Below are 16,582 nucleotides of genomic sequence, written 5' to 3'. Positions count from 1 at the left end.
CCGGGCGGGCTCAGGCCGCCTGGACCTCGCGCTCGGCCTGGGTCGGTACCTTCGCCATCTGGTGGTGGGCGCAGGCGCGGACCGGCTTGGGGCGGCGGCGGGCGGCGAACAGTCGGGGCAGTGCCAGCGTGACGAACCCTTCGGCCTGCATCGCGGCGAAGCCGATGCGGGGCAGGTCGCGGGTGTGCCGGAAGACGACGAAGCGGGGTTCCCAGCGGGGGCGGAACTTCGCGTTGAACTTGTACAGGGACTCGATCTGGAACCAGCGGGACAGGAAGACCAGCAGGCCGCGCCACATGCGCAGTACCGGGCCGGCGCCGATCTTCTCGCCGCGGGCGAGGGCCGAGCGGAACATCGCGAAGTTCAGGGAGACCTTCTCGATCTTCAGTGCGGGGGCGGCCTCCAGGGAGGCGACGATCAGGAGTTCGTTCATGCCGGGGTCGGCGGCCCGGTCGCGGCGCATCAGCTCCAGCGACATGCCGTCCTTGCCCCAGGGGACGAAGTGCAGGACGGCCTTCAGGTCGCCGAAGGGGCTGGTGTCGCCCTCCTCCTCGCGGTGCGCGGTGGCGATGAAGCAGTCGCCGTCGCCCGGGTCGCCGACCCGGCCGAGTGCCATGGAGAAGCCGCGCTCGGTGTCGGTGCCGCGCCACGCGTCGGCGGCGCCGCGGACCTGTTCGAGTTCCCGTTGGGTGAGGTCGCTCACCCGGCGCACCTTGGTGGTGTAGCCGTTGCGTTCGATGCGCTTCACCATCTGGCGGACATTGCGCATGGCGCGGCCGGAGAGGGAGAAGTCTTTGACATCGACAATCGCCTCGTCACCCAGCTCCAGGGCGTCCAGACCGGTTTCCCGGGTCCAGACCTCGCCCCCGGTCTCGCTGCAGCCCATGACGGCCGGGGTCCAGGAGTGGGCCTTGGCCTCCTCCATGAAGCGTTCGATGGCGCCGGGCCAGGCCTCGACGTCGCCGACCGGATCGCCGGAGGCGAGCATCACGCCGGAGACGACGCGGTAGGTGACGGCGGCCTTGCCGCTGGGGGAGAAGACGACGGCCTTGTCGCGGCGGAGTGCGAAGTGGCCGAGGGAGTCACGGCCGCCGTGCCTGGAGAGCAGCTCGCGCAGCTTGGTCTCGTCGTCGGCGGTGAGGCGCGCGGCCGGGTGTTCGGGGCGGAAGGCCAGGTAGATCGTGGTGACCGCGGTGAGCATGCCGAGGGCGCCGAGGGAGTAGCCGACGGTCCAGGAGACCCGGCCCGCGTACTCCACGGGGCCCTCGATGCCGAAGAGGCCGTACACGACGTGGCTGATCTGCTCGTAGAGGCTGGGGTTGCCGACGACCTTGCCCGGGTGGACGTTGACGATGACCAGGCCGAGGCCGATGGAGCCGGCGCTCATCAGCACGAAGTTGGCCAGGGCCTTCCAGCGGCTGCGCGGGTCCGGCAGTGCCTTGAACTCGTTCTGGTGGCGCAGGAGCAGGGCGAGGAGCACCGCCGCGATGATCACTCCGATGACGGAGTGGCGGTAGGTGAACTGCGCCACCGCTCCGGCGGGGAGCAGGACGACGGAGGCGCGCCAGGCGCGCCGCTTGTGCCGCTTGAGGCCGTGGGCCAGCAGCAGGAGCAGGACGCCGGCGCTGATGGAGAGGGCGGCGGCGAACGGGCCGAGGGAGCCGGGGAGCACCTCGGTGACCGCGTGGATCCTGCTGTGTCGGAATCGCGGGAAGACTCCTGCCGCGATGTCCAGAAGGCCGACGATCATGACGGCCGTACCTACCAGGCCGGGTACCGACTCCGGCCGTGGGCCACGGAGGATTCGGCGCACCCCGCTCGGAACCTGTCCCGACTTATCGCCATCTATCCTGCTAGACATCGCTTCCCGTTGCTCCGCGAGAGATCATGTGGCCGGAAGGCCGCAACAGCCTCCGGGGTGTGGTGCGTCCATTAGGACGACATCGACGGGGAGCGGGTTCACTCTTCCGTCGGAAATTTCCAGTCCTGCCATCAGAAAGACGACTGACTGCTCATGGGTCTCACCAGTAATACGGTTCTGGTCCTGGCCATCATCGCCGGCGTGGTGCTCTTCGCGCTCACGCTGTGGTTCTGGCCTCGGCTCTCGGGCCGCACCTGGCGCGCTTACGTGGGCCGGGTCGCTCTCCTGCTCGCCACGCAGTTGGCGCTGTTCGCGGCGGTGGGGCTCGGAGCCAACAAGTCGTTCCTCTTCTATGGTTCCTGGGCTGACCTCTTCGGTCAGGAGACGTCGATCGGCAAGGTCGTCGACCACTCGATGAGCAGCAAGGACATCAAGGTCGTCGACAAGCAGAAGCTGGACGTCCCCGGCGGCGGGAAGCCTCAGGTCGGTGGTCAGATCCTGAAGGTTGCCATAACCGGGCAGAAGTCGAAGATAACGAGCCCCGGGTACGTGTGGCTGCCGCCGGAGTACTTCCAGCCGCGGTACAAGGACCAGAACTTCCCCGCGTCGATCGTGCTGACGGGGTACCCGGGCACCGCCGAGAACCTGATCAAAGGGCTCGACTACCCGATGAAGGCCTTCAGCCTGTCCAAGGCGGGCAAGATGAAGCCGATGATCCTGGTGATGCTGCGTCCGACGGTCGCGCCGCCGCGTGACACCGAGTGCGTCGACATACCCGGTGGCCCGCAGACCGAGACCTTCTTCGGCCAGGACCTGCCGCAGGCGATCCAGAGCACGTTCCGGGTGGGCAAGAAGCCGCAGAACATGGGCTTCATCGGCAACTCGACGGGCGGCTACTGCGCCCTGAAGATCGCCGCGCACTACCCGCAGACCTTCGGTGCCGCCGCCGGCCTCTCCGCGTACTACGAGGCTCCCGACGACCCGACGACCGGTGACCTGTTCCACGGCGACGACAAGCTGAAGAAGCGTGCGGACGTGCTGCACAGCATGCGGAACAAGAAGCCGGCCGGTACGTCCTTCCTGGTCACCAGCAGTGAGAAGGGCGAGCCGAACCTCGGTGACACGCGGAAGTTCATCAAGCTGGTCAAGGGGCCGGACCGGGTCTCCTCGATCATCCTCGACAGCGGCGGCCACAACTTCAACACGTGGCGGCGCGAGATCCCGCCGATGCTGACGTGGATGAGCGGCCGCATCCAGGCCTGATCGCCGGGCCTGATCATCCGGCATGGTCGCCCTGCGCCCGGAACGCCCCCGGCCCGACCGTCTTCCGGTCGGGCCGGGGGCGTTCCGGTCAGGCCTCCTGGAGTCGGGACCGGCGCAGTGCCCGGTGCACGCCCTCCGGGGTGAGTACGCCGATCAGCGCGCCGGAGTCGGGGTCGGTGACCCCGACGCGGCCCTCGTCCTCCTGCAGGAGGGCCGCGAGGGCCTCGCGGAGGCTCGCCCCCAACGCCACCGTGGCGACGGGGGCCTTTCCGTGTTCCGGGTCCTGTTCCGCGAGGTCGGCGGTCTCGACCGGGGTGACCGCGAGGCGCTTGAGCCCCCGGTCGGTGCCGACGAAGGAGGCGACGTAGTCGGTGGCGGGCGCGGCCAGCACGGTGGCAGGCTTCGCGAACTGCTCGATGGTGCCGGTTCCGTAGACGGCGATCCGGTCCCCGAGCCGGATGGCCTCCTCCAGGTCGTGGGTGACCAGCAGGATCGTCTTGCGGACGGTCCTCTGCAGGGTCAGGAACTCGTTCTGGAGCCGCTCGCGGACCACCGGGTCCACCGCGCCGAACGGTTCGTCCATCAGCAGTACCGGCGGGTCGGCGGCCAGGGCCCGGGCCACGCCGACCCGCTGGCGCTGCCCGCCGGAGAGCTGCTCCGGGTACCGGCCGCCGTGCACGGCGGGGTCGAGGCCGACCAGTTCCAGCAGCTCCGCCGCGCGGGCGCGGGCCTTGGACTTCGGGGTGCCGAGCAGGTGCGGCACGGTCGCCGTGTTCTCCAGCACCGTCTTGTGCGGGAACAGGCCGACCTGCTGGATGACGTAGCCGATGCGGCGGCGCAGCTCGACGGGGTCGGCGGCGGCGATGTCCTCGCCGTTCACCAGGATCCGGCCCGACGTGGGCTCGATCAGCCGGTTGACCATCTTCATCGTGGTCGTCTTGCCGCAGCCGGAGGGGCCGACCAGGGTGACCAGCTCGCCCTCCGCGACCTCGAAGGTCAGATCCCGGACGGCCGTCGTCCCGTCGGGGTAGCGCTTGGTCACTTGCTCGAATCGGATCACCGGACCATCCTTCCTCACGCGCGGGTGCCGTGTGTGAAGGGCATGTTGCCCGACTGCGAAGGATTCCGGCCATTGTCGGTGGTGGGGGTTAAGGTCGGTCTGACCAGGCCCTCGGGTCGCACGGGTGTGCGGTGGCGGGCTGACGGAGCGAGGCGGGGGGTGAGTGGCTTGGCCGGGCAGAGCTGTCTGGTGGCGAACGACTGGATCTGCTGGGAGTACGTCACCTCCCGCTCCCAGGAGCTCACCGACGCCACGGTCGAGCACATCTGGATCACCGGTCTGTCGGTGGTCATCGGGCTCGTCGTGTCCGTTCCGCTCGCCCTGCTGGCCCGCCGGGGCCGCGGCTGGGCGGCGCCCGTGCTCGGCCTGACCACCCTGCTCTACACGGTTCCCTCGCTCGCCATGTTCTCCCTGTTGCTGCCGGTCTTCGGGCTCTCGGCCACGCTGGTGGTGACCGGTCTGGTGCTGTACTCGCTGACCATCCTGGTCCGCAACGTGCTGGCCGGCCTGGAAGCGGTCCCGGACGAGGTGCGGGAGGCCGCGCGCGGCATGGGGTACGGCTCGGGCCGGCTGCTGTGGCAGGTCGAACTGCCGCTGGCGCTGCCGGCGCTGCTCGCGGGGGTCCGTATCGCCACCGTGTCGACGGTCGCGCTGACGACCGTGGGGTCGATCGTGGGCAAGGGCGGGCTGGGCAACCTGATCGCGCCGGCCGTGAACAGCTCCTTCAAGGCCCAGGTGCTGACGGCCTCGGTGCTGTGCGTGCTGCTCGCGCTGGTGGCGGACCTGCTGCTGCTCGGGGTCCAGAGACTGCTCACCCCCTGGACCCGGGCCTCGGCGTCCGCTCCGAGGAAACGTATCTTCAAGCGGGCTCCGACACCCGTCGCCAAGGAGGTCTGAGCCATGGGCGTACTGGGCGAGGCCTGGGACTGGCTGGCCGACGGCGCCAACTGGGCCGGCGAGAACGGTGTCTGGCACCGGCTCGGCGAGCACGTGTACGTCAGCGGGATCGCCCTGGCCGTCGCCTGCGCGGTGGCGCTGCCGATCGGCCTGTGGCTCGGCCACCTCGGCAAGGGCGGGGCCCTCGCCGTGAACGTGTCCAACGTCGGCCGGGCGATCCCCGTCTTCGCGGTGCTGGCCCTGTTCATGGTCTCGCCGCTGCGCGGCGCGGGGTACCTGCCCACCATCGTCGCGCTCGTCCTGTTCGCCATTCCGCCGCTGCTGACCAACGCGTACGTGGGTATGCGCGAGGTGGACCGCTCGGTGGTCGAGGCGGCGAGGGGGATGGGCATGTCCGGGGCACAGCTGTTCCTGCGCGTGGAGCTGCCGCTCGCGCGCGGGCTCGTCATGACGGGGCTGCGCTCGGGCGCGGTCCAGGTCATCGCCACCGCCACCATCGCGGCCATGGTCGGCCAGGGCGGTCTGGGCCGGATCATCACCGCCGGCTTCAACACCTTCGACACCGCCCAGGTGGTTGCCGGCGCCCTCCTGGTGGCGCTGCTGGCCCTGCTGGTGGAGGGCGTGCTGGTGGCCGTCGACCGGTTCCTCCTGCGGCGCCCGTCGGTGTCCCGCTGAGCCCTGCCGCCGGTCCGTGCCCCTCGTTTTCCTTCCCGCTGTACTCACTCCCTGGAGGAGCAACCATGAGCAAGTCCACGCGCGTTCTCGGCGCGACACTGGGCGCGGTGGCCCTGACCGTCTCGCTCGCCGCGTGCGGTGGCGACAGTCTGGAGAAGGCCAAGGACGGCGGCTCGTCCGCTCCGGCCTCCTCCTCGGGCGGGGGCGCCAAGGGCAAGCTGGTGGTCGGCGCGGCCGGCTTCACCGAGTCCAACGTGCTGGCCGAGCTGTACGCACAGGTCCTGAAGGACGCCGGCTACTCCACCTCGATCACCACGGTCAACAACCGTGAGCTGTACGAGCCCTCGCTGGAGAAGGGCGAGATCGACGTCGTCCCGGAGTACGCGGCCACCCTCGCCGAGTTCCTCAACGCCAAGGTCAACGGCAAGGACGCGCCGAAGGACAAGCCGGTCGCCTCCAGCGACGCGGCGGCGACGGTGGCGGCGCTGGAGAAGCTCGCGGCGCCGCTCGGCATCAAGGCCCTCCCGGCGGGCGGGGCGGTCGACCAGAACGCCTTCGCGGTGACCAAGGAGTTCGCGGAGAAGAACAAGCTCAAGACCCTCTCGGACCTGGGCAGGTCGGGCCTGAAGGTGAAGATCGCGGCGGGCGACGAATGCGCCGTCCGTCCCTTCTGCGCCCCCGGGTTGGAGAAGACGTACGGGATCTCCGTCGCCGGCATCGACCCCAAGGGCGTCGGCACCCCCCAGGCCAAGCAGGCCGTCAAGGACGGCGTGGACCAGCTGGTGTTGACCACGACCACCGACGCCACGCTCGACTCCTTCGGCCTGGTCCTGCTGGAGGACGACAAGAAGCTCCAGAACGCCGACAACGTCCTGCCGGTGGTCAACGCCAAGGACGCGGGCGCCCCGGAGGTCGCCGCCGCGCTCGACAAGCTCACGAAGGCGCTGACGACGGCGGACCTCGTCGACCTCAACCGCAAGGTGGACGCGGAGCGTGCGAAGCCCGCCGATGTGGCCAAGGCGTACCTGGAATCCAAGGGTCTGCTGAAGAAGTAGCCCCACAACAAGATCAGTTACGCGATTGATGTGGAAATGACGGGTAACTGCCCGGCAAGAGATTGCCGGGCGGCTTCCCCACACCCCACCCACTCCCTGTAAATTTCAGGCCATGCCCCGTGGACGCCACCGCAATCCAGAACCCCTGCACCGACTGCTCACGCCGACGCTCGTCGCCGGTGTCTCCGTGGCCGGCGCCGGCGCGGCCTGGCTGCTCGCGGGCTCCGAGGGCGGCGCCGCTTGGCGCCTCCTCGTGGCCCTCACGGCCGCCTCGGGCGTGGCCGGCGCCGTCGTCATGCGCTCCTGGGACCGCTCGGCCGGTCGCCGGGTGGCCGAACTGACCCGAGAACGGGTCAAGGACGAGTGGAAGACGGAAGAGCGGATAGCCGAGCTCGAATCCGACCTCGAAGAAGCCCGCATGCTGCGCGCCAGGCTCGACACGAAGCTGCGCGCCAAGCGGGTCGAACTCGCGGGCCTGCGCGGCGAGCACGCCGCGCTGCTGCGCCGGTACGCCACCGCCGAGACGGAGCGGGCCACCGCCCTCGAAGGGCGCCGGCTGCTGGCCATCGAGGCCGCCTCGGGCCCGGGCGCGCCCAAGGAACTCCCGGCCGTGTCGCAGGAGCGCACCGTCGCCGGGGCGCCGACCGCGATCGGCTACGCCCGCGCCAACGCGGCGATGGCGGCGTTGGTGCGCAAGAACAGGGAGCGGGCCGAGGCGAGCCCCAAGGCCCTGGCATCCGGCGCGGACCCGACCCCCGGCCCCCGCACCCCGCCCCCCGGCGGCGCCCGCACCCCCGACGCCTCGCCCGCCGGCGCTCCGGCCACGACGTCCGGTGCGGCCCCCACCGCCGAGGCACACGGCCGTACGGCGGCCGGTGAGCGGGCGTCCGCCGTTCCGGCGCGGCGGCCGGCGGCGACCGTGGCCCCGTACACCGCCCCGAGGCGGTCCGCCTCGCGCGTCGAGGGCGGCTTCGACTTCTTCGGCACCAAGAACGCCGAGCAGGCCCGTGCGGCGATCGAGGCCGTGCAGAACGAGGACCTCGCCGACGTGGTCGGCGCCGAGGTCCTCGCCGTGCACAAGGCGGAGACCGTGCGCGCGGACGGTGACACGCAGTTCAAGCCGGTGACCCCCGAGCACCGTGCGGTGGGCCAGGTCATCGACCTGACGGAGCACGACGAGACCGAGCCGATCGACGTGGTCCGGCTCCGCACCGCGATCTCCTAGCGGGTGGCCCCCGAGCCGTCCCGACGCAGCGCGTCGAACCAGCGCACCACCTGGGGGGCCGACCTGAGGGCCGTCGTGAAGTGGTCCGCGTCCGGGCCCTGGTCGACGACCTTCGCCCGGACCCCGCGGCGGGCCAGGTCGGCGGCGCAGGCGCGGGAGTTGGCTATCGGCACGTCCGTGTCGGCGCCGCCCGCGTAGAGCCGTACCGGCACGTCCGGCTTCCAGTCGCAGGCGCCGTCGTTGGCCCGCAGGGCGGTGCGCAGGGCGCCGCGCGGGGCGCGGACGTTCTCGGCCCAGGCCGGGGTGAGCAGTTCCCCGGGGGTCGCCGGCAGCGCGGCGACGATCTCCTCCTCCGGGTGCGTCCCGTCGAACAGGTCCTCCACCATGCGCGCGTAGGGCGGGCGGAACACCTCGGCCGGGTCCTCGTAGAGCGGGTGGAGCCGGTTCTGGGCCGTCAGGAAGTACGAGAGGTAGAAGACGGCGGTGCGCGGCGCGACCCGGCCGTCCGCGATCCCGGGTATCTCGGACCCCGACAGGTCGTGGGGGCCGGCCATCGGGGCCAGGGCGCGCAGCCGCAGTCCGTCGCGGCCCGCGGAGAGTTCGCGGCCGACGGCCATGGCCACCTGGCCGCCCTGGGAGAAGCCGGTGGCGTACACGTCACGGGTCACGGGGCGGCCCAGTCGGTCGGCCGCGGTGCGGGAGGCCTTGAGCATGTCGACGGTGGCGGTGACGGCGGAGCGGGTGTCCATGTAGGGGTGCGGGCCGGTGCCGCCGCCGAGGCCGAGGTAGTCCGGCGCGGCGACGGCGCGGCCGGCCGAGGCGTGCAGGTACGGGGTGAGCCGGTTGTGGCCCTTGCCCCCGCTCGGCGCGCTGTCGCGGTGGGCGACGGTGCCGTGGGTGTCGGACACCAGGTCGGGCCGGGCCGGGCCGCCGCGCGGCAGGACCAGCAGCCCGGTGGCCGTGGTGGGGCGGCCCTGCGGGTCGACGGTGGCGTAGGTGAGGCGGTACGCGCGGACGCCGTACCGGACGCCCGCGGTGTCGACCCCGAGGGCGCCCAGCTCGGTGGTGACGCCGGCGCGGTCGAGGAGGTCGATCCGGGTGACGGAGATCAGGGCGCCCCGGGCGGCCGGGACCCGGACGGCGACGGTGGGTGAGGCGAGGGCCGCCGGGGCGGCTGCCACGCCGAGGACGGCCGCGAGGGCCACCGCGGCGGCTCCGCGCCGCAGCCGACGCTTGTTCTGATGCGAGGTCGTCGTCATGTCCCGAACGCTAGGACCCGCTCAGGATCCCCGACATCCCGCATTCCCCCGGCAGTCGAGGGGGCTACCCCCCGGCAGGGGCGTCTCAGAACAGCGGGAGTTGTCCCGGGTGCGGGCCCAGGGCGAAGCCGTCCAGGGTCGGCGCCGACGCGCCGAGCACGACGCGGGCGCGGGAGCCGGGGCAGGACACCAGGTCGCCGCGTCCCCGGCCGGCGGGCGGGTCGTGGCGGGCGATCCGGCCTGCGGTGACGGCGCAGTCGCGGCCGCAGGTGGGGCAGGCCCTACGGGGGGAGTGGGACATGCCCCAAGTCTGCACCCTCGCACCGACAAGGCGGGCCCGGTGTCAGCCCACCCGCGACGCGGGCGCGGTCCGCGCCGACGGCTCCTCCCGCGACTCCCGCCACTTCTCGTGCGCGCGGTCGACCCGCTCCCACAGGGCCGCCCGGTCCCGCGCGCTCAGCTCGTCGAGGGACCGCCCGAAGACGCCGGTCAGCACGTCGAAGAACTCCTCGGGCGTGTGCAGCTCCCGGTCGGTCGTCCCCGCGAGGGGGTCGATCCGGCTCAGGACGCGCCCCCGCAGGGCGTCGATGCCGTGCGCGTCGCGCCGCAGCATCGCGAAGGTGCGCACGAAACCGGAGTCCTGCCCGGTGGACAGCCGCAGGTGCTCGGCCGCGAAGTCGGCCATCGTGGCGGGGGCCGAGCGGAAGTTCATCACGGGGAAGGGGCCGTCCGGGTTCCGGTACGTCCAGCCCGGCTCCTCCCCGTCGAGCGGGACGAGCGGCTCCAACGCGTACCGGAAGTGCCCCCGTTCGAAGGTGCCCGCGCGCAGCGGCAGCGGCTCGTGGGGCCCGTCGCCCAACCCGGCGTCCACGAAGAACGCGGCCCCGTCCACCCGCACGACCAACGCGAGGTGGTCGCCGTTGACGCCCCGCGCGTCGGGCTCCTTGCACACGCCGCCGACATGGCGGGTCACGTCGTAGCCCAGTGCTTCGAGGAGCGTGGAGAAGGCGCCGTTGAGGTGGAAGCAGTAGCCGCCCAGGCCCGCCGCGAGCCGGCGCACCGACAGCTCGGGGTCGATCCCCGGCGGCCGGCCCAGCTGGATGTCGATGTTCTCGTACGGCACGCGCTCCAGGTGGGCCCGCTGGAGGGCGAAGAGCCCCTCGACGGAGGGCGCCGCCGGCTCGACGCCGAGCCGGCGCAGGTAGTCCACGCACAAGTCGGAGATCATGTGATCACCCTAGACAACGCCGCCCGGGGACCGTCGCGTTCAGGACTACTTGTCGATGTCGCCGACGACGAAGAACAGCGAACCCAGGATCGACACCATGTCCGCGACCAACTGTCCGGGCAGCAGCACGGCCAGCGCCTGGATGTTGTTGAAGGACGCCGAGCGCAGCTTCAGCCGGTACGGGGTCTTCTCGCCCTTGGACACCAGGTAGTAGCCGTTGACGCCCAGCGGGTTCTCCGTCCAGGCGTAGGTGCTCCCCTCGGGCGCCTTCAGCACCTTGGGCAGCCGCTGGTTGATCGGGCCCGGCGCCAGCTCCGCCATCCGGTCCAGGCAGGCGACGGCCAGGTCGAGGGCGTTGTGCGTCTGCTCGAGCAGCACCTCGAAGCGGGCCAGGCAGTCGCCCTCGGTCCGGGTGACCACCTTCAGCACGTCCTGGAGCTCGCCGTACGCCAGGTAGGGCTCGTCGCGGCGCAGGTCGAAATCGACGCCGGAGGCGCGGGCGATCGGGCCGGACACCCCGTAGGCGTGCACGGCCTCCGCCGACAGCACGCCCACGCCGCGGGTGCGGCCGCGGAAGATCTCGTTGCCGCGGACCAGCTTGTCGTAGACGTCCATGCGGGTGCGGACGTCCGCGACGGCGGCGCGGGCCCGGCCCAGCCAGCCGGCGGGGAGGTCCTCCTTGAGGCCGCCGACCCGGTTGAACATGTAGTGCATGCGACCGCCGGAGATCTCCTCCATGACGGCCTGGAGTTCCTCGCGCTCACGGAACGCGTGGAAGATCGGCGTGATCCCGCCCAGCTCCAGCGGGTACGAACCGAGGAACATCAGGTGGTTCAGCACCCGGTTCAGCTCGGCCAGCAACGTCCGCATCCACACGGCCCGCTCGGGGACCTCCATCCCCAGCATCCGCTCGACGGCCATGACCACGCCCAGCTCGTTGGAGAACGCGGACAGCCAGTCGTGGCGGTTCGCGAGCATCACGATCTGGCGGTAGTCGCGGGCCTCGAAGAGCTTCTCGGCGCCCCGGTGCATGTAGCCGACCACCGGTTCGGCGCTGACGATGCGCTCACCGTCCAGGACGAGGCGCAGGCGCAGCACGCCGTGCGTGGAGGGGTGCTGCGGACCGATGTTGAGCACCATGTCGGTGCTCTCCGCCGCGCCGCCGATACCGACCGTGGTCTCCGTCATGGCGGCATTGTCTCAGCCCTAGGGTGTATGCATGGGAACCGGGACAACGGGTGGGACGAGCGGACCCGAGTGGGTGGGGCTGCCGGGTGGGCTCCTCACACTCCGGCGACTGCTGCTGGTGATCTGGATGACGGTGCTCACGGCACTCACGGCGGTCGTGCTGGGCCTCACCGCCGGGCCGGCGTGGGCCGCCGTCGGGACGCTGTGGCTCGGGGTGCTGGTCTGGGGCTGGGTGCTGCTCGGCCGCAACTGGCGGTCCTGGCGGTACGCCGAGCGCGCCGACGACCTGCTGATCAGCAGGGGCGTCCTGTGGCGGGAGCAGACCGTGGTGCCGTACGGGCGGATGCAGCTGGTCGAGGTGACCTCGGGGCCGCTGGAACGCCGCTTCGGGCTGGCCTCCCTACAACTGCACACGGCGGCCGCCGCCACCGACGCCAAGATCCCCGGGCTGGTCCCGGCCGAGGCCGAACGGCTCCGCGACCGGCTGTCCGTACTCGGCGAGGCGAAGTCGGCCGGGCTGTGAGCGACACCGCCGCGCCGGAACGCCGGCTGCACTTCCTGACACCGCTGCTGCGGGCGTGGGTGCCGATCGCGGCCACCATCGGCGTCGTCGCCCAGCAGGGAGAGCGGGCCGGGGCGTGGATCGCGGACCTGTCCGGGCTGCTGCGGCTCCTGGTCCTGGCCGGGCTGGTCCTCGTCTTCGGCGCGTACGGCTTCCTGAGCTGGTGGTTCACCCACTACGCCGTCACCGACACCGAACTGCGCATCCGCAGCGGCCTGATCTTCCGGCGCACCGCGCACATCCGCCTCGACCGGCTCCAGGCCGTGGACGTCACCCGGCCGCTGCCGGCCCGCGTCGCCGGGGTCGCGAAGCTGCGGCTCGACGTCATCGGCACCGAGGACAGGGACGAGCTGGCCTACCTCGCGGAGAAGGACGCCGTCGCGCTGCGCGCCGAACTCCTGGCCCGGGCGGCCGGCTTCGCCCCCGCGGAGGCCGTGACGCTCGGCGAGGCCCCGGAACGCGGACTGCTGCGGGTCCGGCCGAGGGACCTGGTGGTCTCGCTGGTGCTGACCCTCGCCGTCTGGGCCGCCCTGGTCGCCGGGCTGGTCGTGCCGGTCGTGGTGTGGTGGTTCAGCGGCAGTGTCTGGGCCACGGCGGCCACCCTGCTGCCGTTCCTCGGCGGGGTCTGGGCCGGTACGGCGGGCCGGTTCCTCACCGAGTACGACTGGACGGTCGCCGAATCCCCCGACGGGCTCCGGATCGACCACGGGCTGCTGGACCGGGCCCACGAGACGGTGCCGCCGGGGCGGGTGCAGACCGTGCGGATCGTCGAGCCGGTGCTGTGGCGCCGGCGCGACTGGGTCCGGGTGGAGCTGGCGGTGGCCGGCTCGAAGAACGACGTCCTGGTCCCGGTGGCCTCGCGGGCCGCCGCGTACGAGGTCATCGCGCGGGTCCTGCCCGGCGTGGACCTCGGGGCCCTTTCCTTCGACCCCGCCCCGAAGGCCGGCTCGCGGTGGGTGGTCCCGGTGTGGTGGAAGGGCTACGGCCTGGCCGTGACCGAGGACGTGTTCGCCGCGCGCAGGGGGCGCCTGTGCCGCCGCACGGAGATCGTCCCGCACGCAAAGGTGCAGAGCGTGCGCCTGACCCAGGGGCCCTGGGAACGCGCCCGCGGCGTGGCCGACCTGCACGTGGACACCGGCGCGAACGCCACCGTCACCGCGCGGCTGCGGCCTTCGGCGGAGGCCGCCGCGCTGCTCCCCGCGCAGGCGGCCCGCTCCCGCAGCTCGCGCGCCGCGGCCCGGCCGGATCGCTGGATGACCTGACCGGGCGCCGCGGGCCAGGCGAGACTTCGACGACAGGGCCTAGATGTATTGCCCTGTGAGGTTGGGGACGCGGCTGGCGGGTGGTTTGCCTGCGAGTGCGGTGTGTCCGCGGTGGTGATTGTAGGTGTGTAGCCACTGGGGGAAGGCGTCGCGTCGTTCCTGCTCGGAGCGGTAGGGGCGGGCGTAGGCCCACTCGTCGAGCAGGGTCCGGTTCAGTCGTTCGACCTTGCCGTTGGTCTGGGGCCGGTAGGGCCGGGTTCGCTTGTGGGTGATCCCGGCCGCTGCCAGCACATCGCGCCAGGCGTGGGACTTGTAGCAGGAACCGTTGTCGGTCAGCACGCGCTCGACGGTGATCCCGGCGCCGGCGTAGTAGGCCTGGGCGCGCTGCCAGAAGGCGGTGGCGGTTTCCTTCTTCTCGTCGGCGTGGATCTCGCTGTAGGCGAGGCGGGAGTGGTCATCGACGGCGGTGTGGATGTACTGGTAGCCGACGCCGGACCTGTTCTTGCGGCCCACCGGCCGGCCGAGGGCTTTGTGGCCGCCGCCGTCTGGGATGTTGCCGAGCTTTTTGATGTCGACGTGGACCAGTTCGCCCGGGCGTTCGCGTTCGTAGCGGCGTATGACGCGGCCGGTGGTCCGGTCCAGGTGCGTCAGTCGGGCGATCCGGTAGCGGGTCAGGACGCGGTGGACGGTGGAGGGGACCAGCCGCAGGTGGTGGGCGATGCGGGCGGGTCCCCACCGGCGCAGGAGACGGATCTTGATGATCCGGCGTTCCGTGCGGGTGGGTGTCCGCTTCGGGCTGTGGTGCGGGCGCGAGGAGTGGTCGGCCATCCCGGCCTCGCCCTGTCGGCGGTAGCGGGCGGCCCACCGCTGGGCGGTGGTGGGTGATACCTGGAAGCGTTCGGCCGCCCGGCGTAGCGGCCAGCCGTCCTCGACGACGCAGCGGGCAAGGCGCAGGCGTCCGGTCTCGGTCAGGGGTGCATTACGGTGGGACACGAGGGCCTTTCGGTCGGTGTAGACGTCGCAATCCACACCGAACCCGGAAGGCCCTCACCCGTTCAAGATGCCCCAGCCGAGACCTGCATCACCCATCCACAACCTCCCGGGGCAATACACCTAGAGGCCGCCGGCGCGGACCAGCCCCGTCTCGTACGCCAGGACCACGACCTGTACCCGGTCGCGCAGGCCCAGCTTGGTCAGGATGCGGCCCACGTGCGTCTTGACGGTGGCCTCCGAGAGGACCAGTCGGGCCGCGATCTCGCCGTTCGACAGGCCCTGCGCCACCAGCAGCATGACCTCCCGCTCGCGCTCGGTCAGCCGCTCCACGTCCTTGTTCCGCGGCTCCGCCGTCGTGGTCGGCAGCATCGGCGCGAAGCGGTCCAGCAGGCGCCGCGTCGTGGACGGGGCGACGACGGCGTCGCCGCTGTGCACGGAGCGGATCGCGGCCAGGAGTTCCGCCGGCGGGACGTCCTTGAGCATGAAGCCGCTCGCACCGGCCTTCAGGCCGGAGAACGCGTACTCGTCCAGGTCGAACGTGGTCAGGATGATGACCTTGGGGTGTTCCTCGGGTTCGCAGATGCGCCGGGTCGCCTCGACCCCGTCGAGCCGCGGCATGCGGACGTCCATGAGCACCACGTCCACCTTGGTGGCCCGCAGCACCTCCAGCGCCTCCAGGCCGTCCCCGGCCTCGGCGACCACGTCCATGTCCGGCTGGGCGGCAAGCACCATTCGGAAGCCGGTGCGCAGCAGCACCTGATCGTCGACCAGCATCACTCGGATGGACATCGGTTACCTCGTCCTCGTCATCTCTTCTTGAGCGGGAGCAGTGCGCTGATCCGGAAGCCGCCGCCGGGACGCGGGCCCGCGTCCAGGGTGCCTCCGACCATACCGATGCGTTCCCGCATGCCGATCAGCCCGTGTCCGGCGCCGTCGGCGCCGCCGTCCTCGTACAGTTCGTGGGCCGCGCCCCGGCCGTCGTCCTCCACGAGCAGGCCCAGCCCGTCGTCGAAGTAGACCAGCCGGACGCTGGCGCTCGCCTCGGGGCCCCCGTGCTTGCGCGTGTTGGTCAGCGCCTCCTGCACGATCCGGTACGCGGTCAGTTCGACCCCGCTCGGCAGCCGGCGGGGGGCGCCCTCGACCTGGAAGTCCACCGTGAGGCCGGCGGCCCGCACCTGCTCGACCAGGACCTCGATCTGTTCCACGTCCGGCTGCGGCACGTAGTCCTCGGACTCCTGCGGTTCGCCGGTGCGCAGCACGCCCAGAAGTCGCCGCATCTCGGCCAGGGCCTGTCGGCCGGTGCCGGAGATGGTCTGGAGGGCCTCCTTGGCCTGTTCCGGTGCCACGTCCATGACGTACGCGGCGCCGTCGGCCTGCACCACCATCACCGACACGTTGTGCGCGACGACGTCGTGCAGCTCGCGGGCGATCCGGGCGCGTTCGGTGGTGACGGCCGCCTTGGCCTGGGCCTCGCGTTCCTTCTCCAGGCGCTGGTTGCGTTCGACGAGCTGGGCGTAGTAGGCGCGGCGGGTGCGCACGGAGTCGCCGAGTACCCAGGCGAGGGCGAAGGGCACGACGGCGAAGAGGGCGCCGATGATGTTGTCGCCGGTCGCGCCCCGGTCCACGTGGAAGCGCAGGAAGTACAGCGGGGACGCGGTCAGCCCGATGCCGAACGCCGCCCGGGACAGCCGGCGCGAGACGTCCGCGGACGCCGCGACCGTGTAGAGGATGATCAGCATCCCGAAGTCGCCGGTGTGTGGATCGGTGCGGGTCAGCAGTTGGTAGACGCCGGTGCCGACGGCGAGCCAGAACATGGGCACGGTCCACTTGCGGCGCAGGGCCACCACCGCGCTCATCGCGATCACCGAGGGGACGGCGATCAGACGGGTGGCGGTGCTGCTCAGACCACTGTTGGCGACTTCCAGCAGGGAGACCCCGAAGAGCAGGGCAGCCCAGAAGCTGTCGACGCCCGTGGGGTGTCTGCGGAGGAAGTCGTAGAGGCGCTGCACGTAACCCAGAGTAGGCAAAGTGGACAGGTGCTGGAGTCAACCAGA

16 protein-coding genes are annotated in these 16,582 nt (G+C 71.6%); 7 read left to right on the top strand and 9 right to left on the bottom strand.

Translation table 11 applies throughout. The features are described from left to right. Positions 1-10 precede the first annotated feature (10 nt). On the bottom strand, positions 11-1,861 hold the full coding sequence (locus ACQEVM_RS32475) for a phosphatidylglycerol lysyltransferase domain-containing protein (RefSeq protein ID WP_433084938.1): 1,851 nt from the start codon (positions 1,859-1,861) through the stop codon (positions 11-13). Positions 1,862-2,014: 153 nt separating this feature from the next. Here ACQEVM_RS32475 and ACQEVM_RS32470 point away from each other — a divergent pair, with 153 nt between their 5' ends. Beyond that, positions 2,015-3,124, top strand: a complete 1,110-nt coding sequence (locus ACQEVM_RS32470) for an alpha/beta hydrolase (RefSeq protein WP_433084936.1) — start codon at positions 2,015-2,017, stop codon at positions 3,122-3,124. A gap of 88 nt (positions 3,125-3,212) precedes the next feature. On the opposite strand, the gene ACQEVM_RS32465 is transcribed toward ACQEVM_RS32470, so the two are convergent. Next, complete coding sequence (locus ACQEVM_RS32465; protein ID WP_433084934.1) at positions 3,213-4,184, bottom strand: ABC transporter ATP-binding protein; 972 nt, start codon at positions 4,182-4,184, stop codon at positions 3,213-3,215. Positions 4,185-4,352: 168 nt separating this feature from the next. On the opposite strand from ACQEVM_RS32465, the gene ACQEVM_RS32460 reads away from it, so the two are divergent. From ACQEVM_RS32460 to ACQEVM_RS32445, 4 genes are all read left to right on the top strand, one after another. Further along, entirely contained in the window at positions 4,353-5,081 is a 729-nt protein-coding gene (locus ACQEVM_RS32460) for an ABC transporter permease (protein ID WP_433085518.1), read from the top strand. A 3-nt stretch (positions 5,082-5,084) separates the two neighbouring features. Continuing rightward, positions 5,085-5,756 carry an ABC transporter permease gene (locus tag ACQEVM_RS32455; RefSeq protein ID WP_433084932.1) on the top strand — a complete coding sequence of 224 codons (672 nt, stop codon included), beginning with the start codon at positions 5,085-5,087 and terminating at the stop codon, positions 5,754-5,756. Between the two features lie 65 nt (positions 5,757-5,821). Further along, complete coding sequence (locus tag ACQEVM_RS32450; RefSeq protein WP_433084930.1) at positions 5,822-6,811, top strand: ABC transporter substrate-binding protein; 990 nt, start codon at positions 5,822-5,824, stop codon at positions 6,809-6,811. A gap of 112 nt (positions 6,812-6,923) precedes the next feature. Then, the gene (locus ACQEVM_RS32445; RefSeq protein ID WP_433084928.1) at positions 6,924-8,036 is read left to right on the top strand and encodes a hypothetical protein; all 1,113 of its coding nucleotides are present in this window, start codon (positions 6,924-6,926) and stop codon (positions 8,034-8,036) included. Here ACQEVM_RS32445 and ACQEVM_RS32440 read toward each other — a convergent pair. From ACQEVM_RS32440 to ACQEVM_RS32425, 4 genes are all read right to left on the bottom strand, one after another. Then, positions 8,033-9,295 (bottom strand): alpha/beta hydrolase family protein, encoded by a 1,263-nt coding sequence (locus ACQEVM_RS32440; RefSeq protein WP_433084926.1) that lies wholly within the window; start codon positions 9,293-9,295, stop codon positions 8,033-8,035. The two genes, ACQEVM_RS32445 and ACQEVM_RS32440, sit on opposite strands and share 4 nt — an antisense overlap. Before the next feature lie 85 nt (positions 9,296-9,380). Beyond that, positions 9,381-9,596 (bottom strand): hypothetical protein, encoded by a 216-nt coding sequence (locus ACQEVM_RS32435; RefSeq protein WP_267799911.1) that lies wholly within the window; start codon positions 9,594-9,596, stop codon positions 9,381-9,383. 42 nt (positions 9,597-9,638) lie between these two features. Continuing rightward, positions 9,639-10,523, bottom strand: coding sequence for an arylamine N-acetyltransferase family protein (locus ACQEVM_RS32430; protein ID WP_433084923.1), 885 nt, complete (start codon positions 10,521-10,523; stop codon positions 9,639-9,641). A gap of 45 nt (positions 10,524-10,568) precedes the next feature. Beyond that, positions 10,569-11,711 (bottom strand): NADH-quinone oxidoreductase subunit D, encoded by a 1,143-nt coding sequence (locus ACQEVM_RS32425; RefSeq protein WP_433084921.1) that lies wholly within the window; start codon positions 11,709-11,711, stop codon positions 10,569-10,571. A gap of 31 nt (positions 11,712-11,742) precedes the next feature. On the opposite strand from ACQEVM_RS32425, the gene ACQEVM_RS32420 reads away from it, so the two are divergent. Both ACQEVM_RS32420 and ACQEVM_RS32415 read left to right on the top strand, forming a co-directional pair. Next, entirely contained in the window at positions 11,743-12,234 is a 492-nt protein-coding gene (locus ACQEVM_RS32420) for a PH domain-containing protein (RefSeq protein ID WP_433084919.1), read from the top strand. After that, positions 12,231-13,535 carry a PH domain-containing protein gene (locus ACQEVM_RS32415; protein WP_433084917.1) on the top strand — a complete coding sequence of 435 codons (1,305 nt, stop codon included), beginning with the start codon at positions 12,231-12,233 and terminating at the stop codon, positions 13,533-13,535. Before ACQEVM_RS32420 ends, ACQEVM_RS32415 begins: the two co-directional genes overlap by 4 nt. Before the next feature lie 39 nt (positions 13,536-13,574). Here the strand turns inward: ACQEVM_RS32415 and ACQEVM_RS32410 are convergent, their stop codons facing one another. The 3 genes from ACQEVM_RS32410 to ACQEVM_RS32400 all read right to left on the bottom strand — a co-directional run bounded on the left by ACQEVM_RS32410 (position 13,575) and on the right by ACQEVM_RS32400 (position 16,537). Beyond that, positions 13,575-14,528 carry an IS481 family transposase gene (locus ACQEVM_RS32410; protein ID WP_433084915.1) on the bottom strand — a complete coding sequence of 318 codons (954 nt, stop codon included), beginning with the start codon at positions 14,526-14,528 and terminating at the stop codon, positions 13,575-13,577. A gap of 120 nt (positions 14,529-14,648) precedes the next feature. After that, a complete protein-coding gene (locus ACQEVM_RS32405) occupies positions 14,649-15,317 on the bottom strand; it encodes a response regulator (protein ID WP_053678436.1) in 669 nt (222 codons plus the stop codon). 17 nt (positions 15,318-15,334) lie between these two features. Further along, positions 15,335-16,537 (bottom strand): sensor histidine kinase, encoded by a 1,203-nt coding sequence (locus ACQEVM_RS32400; RefSeq protein ID WP_433084913.1) that lies wholly within the window; start codon positions 16,535-16,537, stop codon positions 15,335-15,337. Positions 16,538-16,582 lie beyond the last annotated feature (45 nt).

This window comes from Streptomyces sp. CA-243310, assembly GCF_050936775.1.
Lineage (GTDB): Bacteria > Actinomycetota > Actinomycetes > Streptomycetales > Streptomycetaceae > Streptomyces.
This window is presented reverse-complemented; position numbering and strand designations above follow the sequence as displayed.

What these genes read in the sequence shown, in the direction of transcription:
- ACQEVM_RS32475 (WP_433084938.1), bottom strand. Translation starts at nt 1,861, where the DNA reads ATGTCTAGCAGGATAGATGGCGATAAGTCGGGACAGGTTCCGAGCGGG.
- ACQEVM_RS32470 (WP_433084936.1), top strand. Translation starts at nt 2,015, where the DNA reads ATGGGTCTCACCAGTAATACGGTTCTGGTCCTGGCCATCATCGCCGGC.
- ACQEVM_RS32455 (WP_433084932.1), top strand. Translation starts at nt 5,085, where the DNA reads ATGGGCGTACTGGGCGAGGCCTGGGACTGGCTGGCCGACGGCGCCAAC.
- ACQEVM_RS32450 (WP_433084930.1), top strand. Translation starts at nt 5,822, where the DNA reads ATGAGCAAGTCCACGCGCGTTCTCGGCGCGACACTGGGCGCGGTGGCC.
- ACQEVM_RS32445 (WP_433084928.1), top strand. Translation starts at nt 6,924, where the DNA reads ATGCCCCGTGGACGCCACCGCAATCCAGAACCCCTGCACCGACTGCTC.
- ACQEVM_RS32440 (WP_433084926.1), bottom strand. Translation starts at nt 9,295, where the DNA reads ATGACGACGACCTCGCATCAGAACAAGCGTCGGCTGCGGCGCGGAGCC.
- ACQEVM_RS32435 (WP_267799911.1), bottom strand. Translation starts at nt 9,596, where the DNA reads ATGTCCCACTCCCCCCGTAGGGCCTGCCCCACCTGCGGCCGCGACTGC.
- ACQEVM_RS32430 (WP_433084923.1), bottom strand. Translation starts at nt 10,523, where the DNA reads ATGATCTCCGACTTGTGCGTGGACTACCTGCGCCGGCTCGGCGTCGAG.
- ACQEVM_RS32425 (WP_433084921.1), bottom strand. Translation starts at nt 11,711, where the DNA reads ATGACGGAGACCACGGTCGGTATCGGCGGCGCGGCGGAGAGCACCGAC.
- ACQEVM_RS32420 (WP_433084919.1), top strand. Translation starts at nt 11,743, where the DNA reads ATGGGAACCGGGACAACGGGTGGGACGAGCGGACCCGAGTGGGTGGGG.
- ACQEVM_RS32405 (WP_053678436.1), bottom strand. Translation starts at nt 15,317, where the DNA reads ATGTCCATCCGAGTGATGCTGGTCGACGATCAGGTGCTGCTGCGCACC.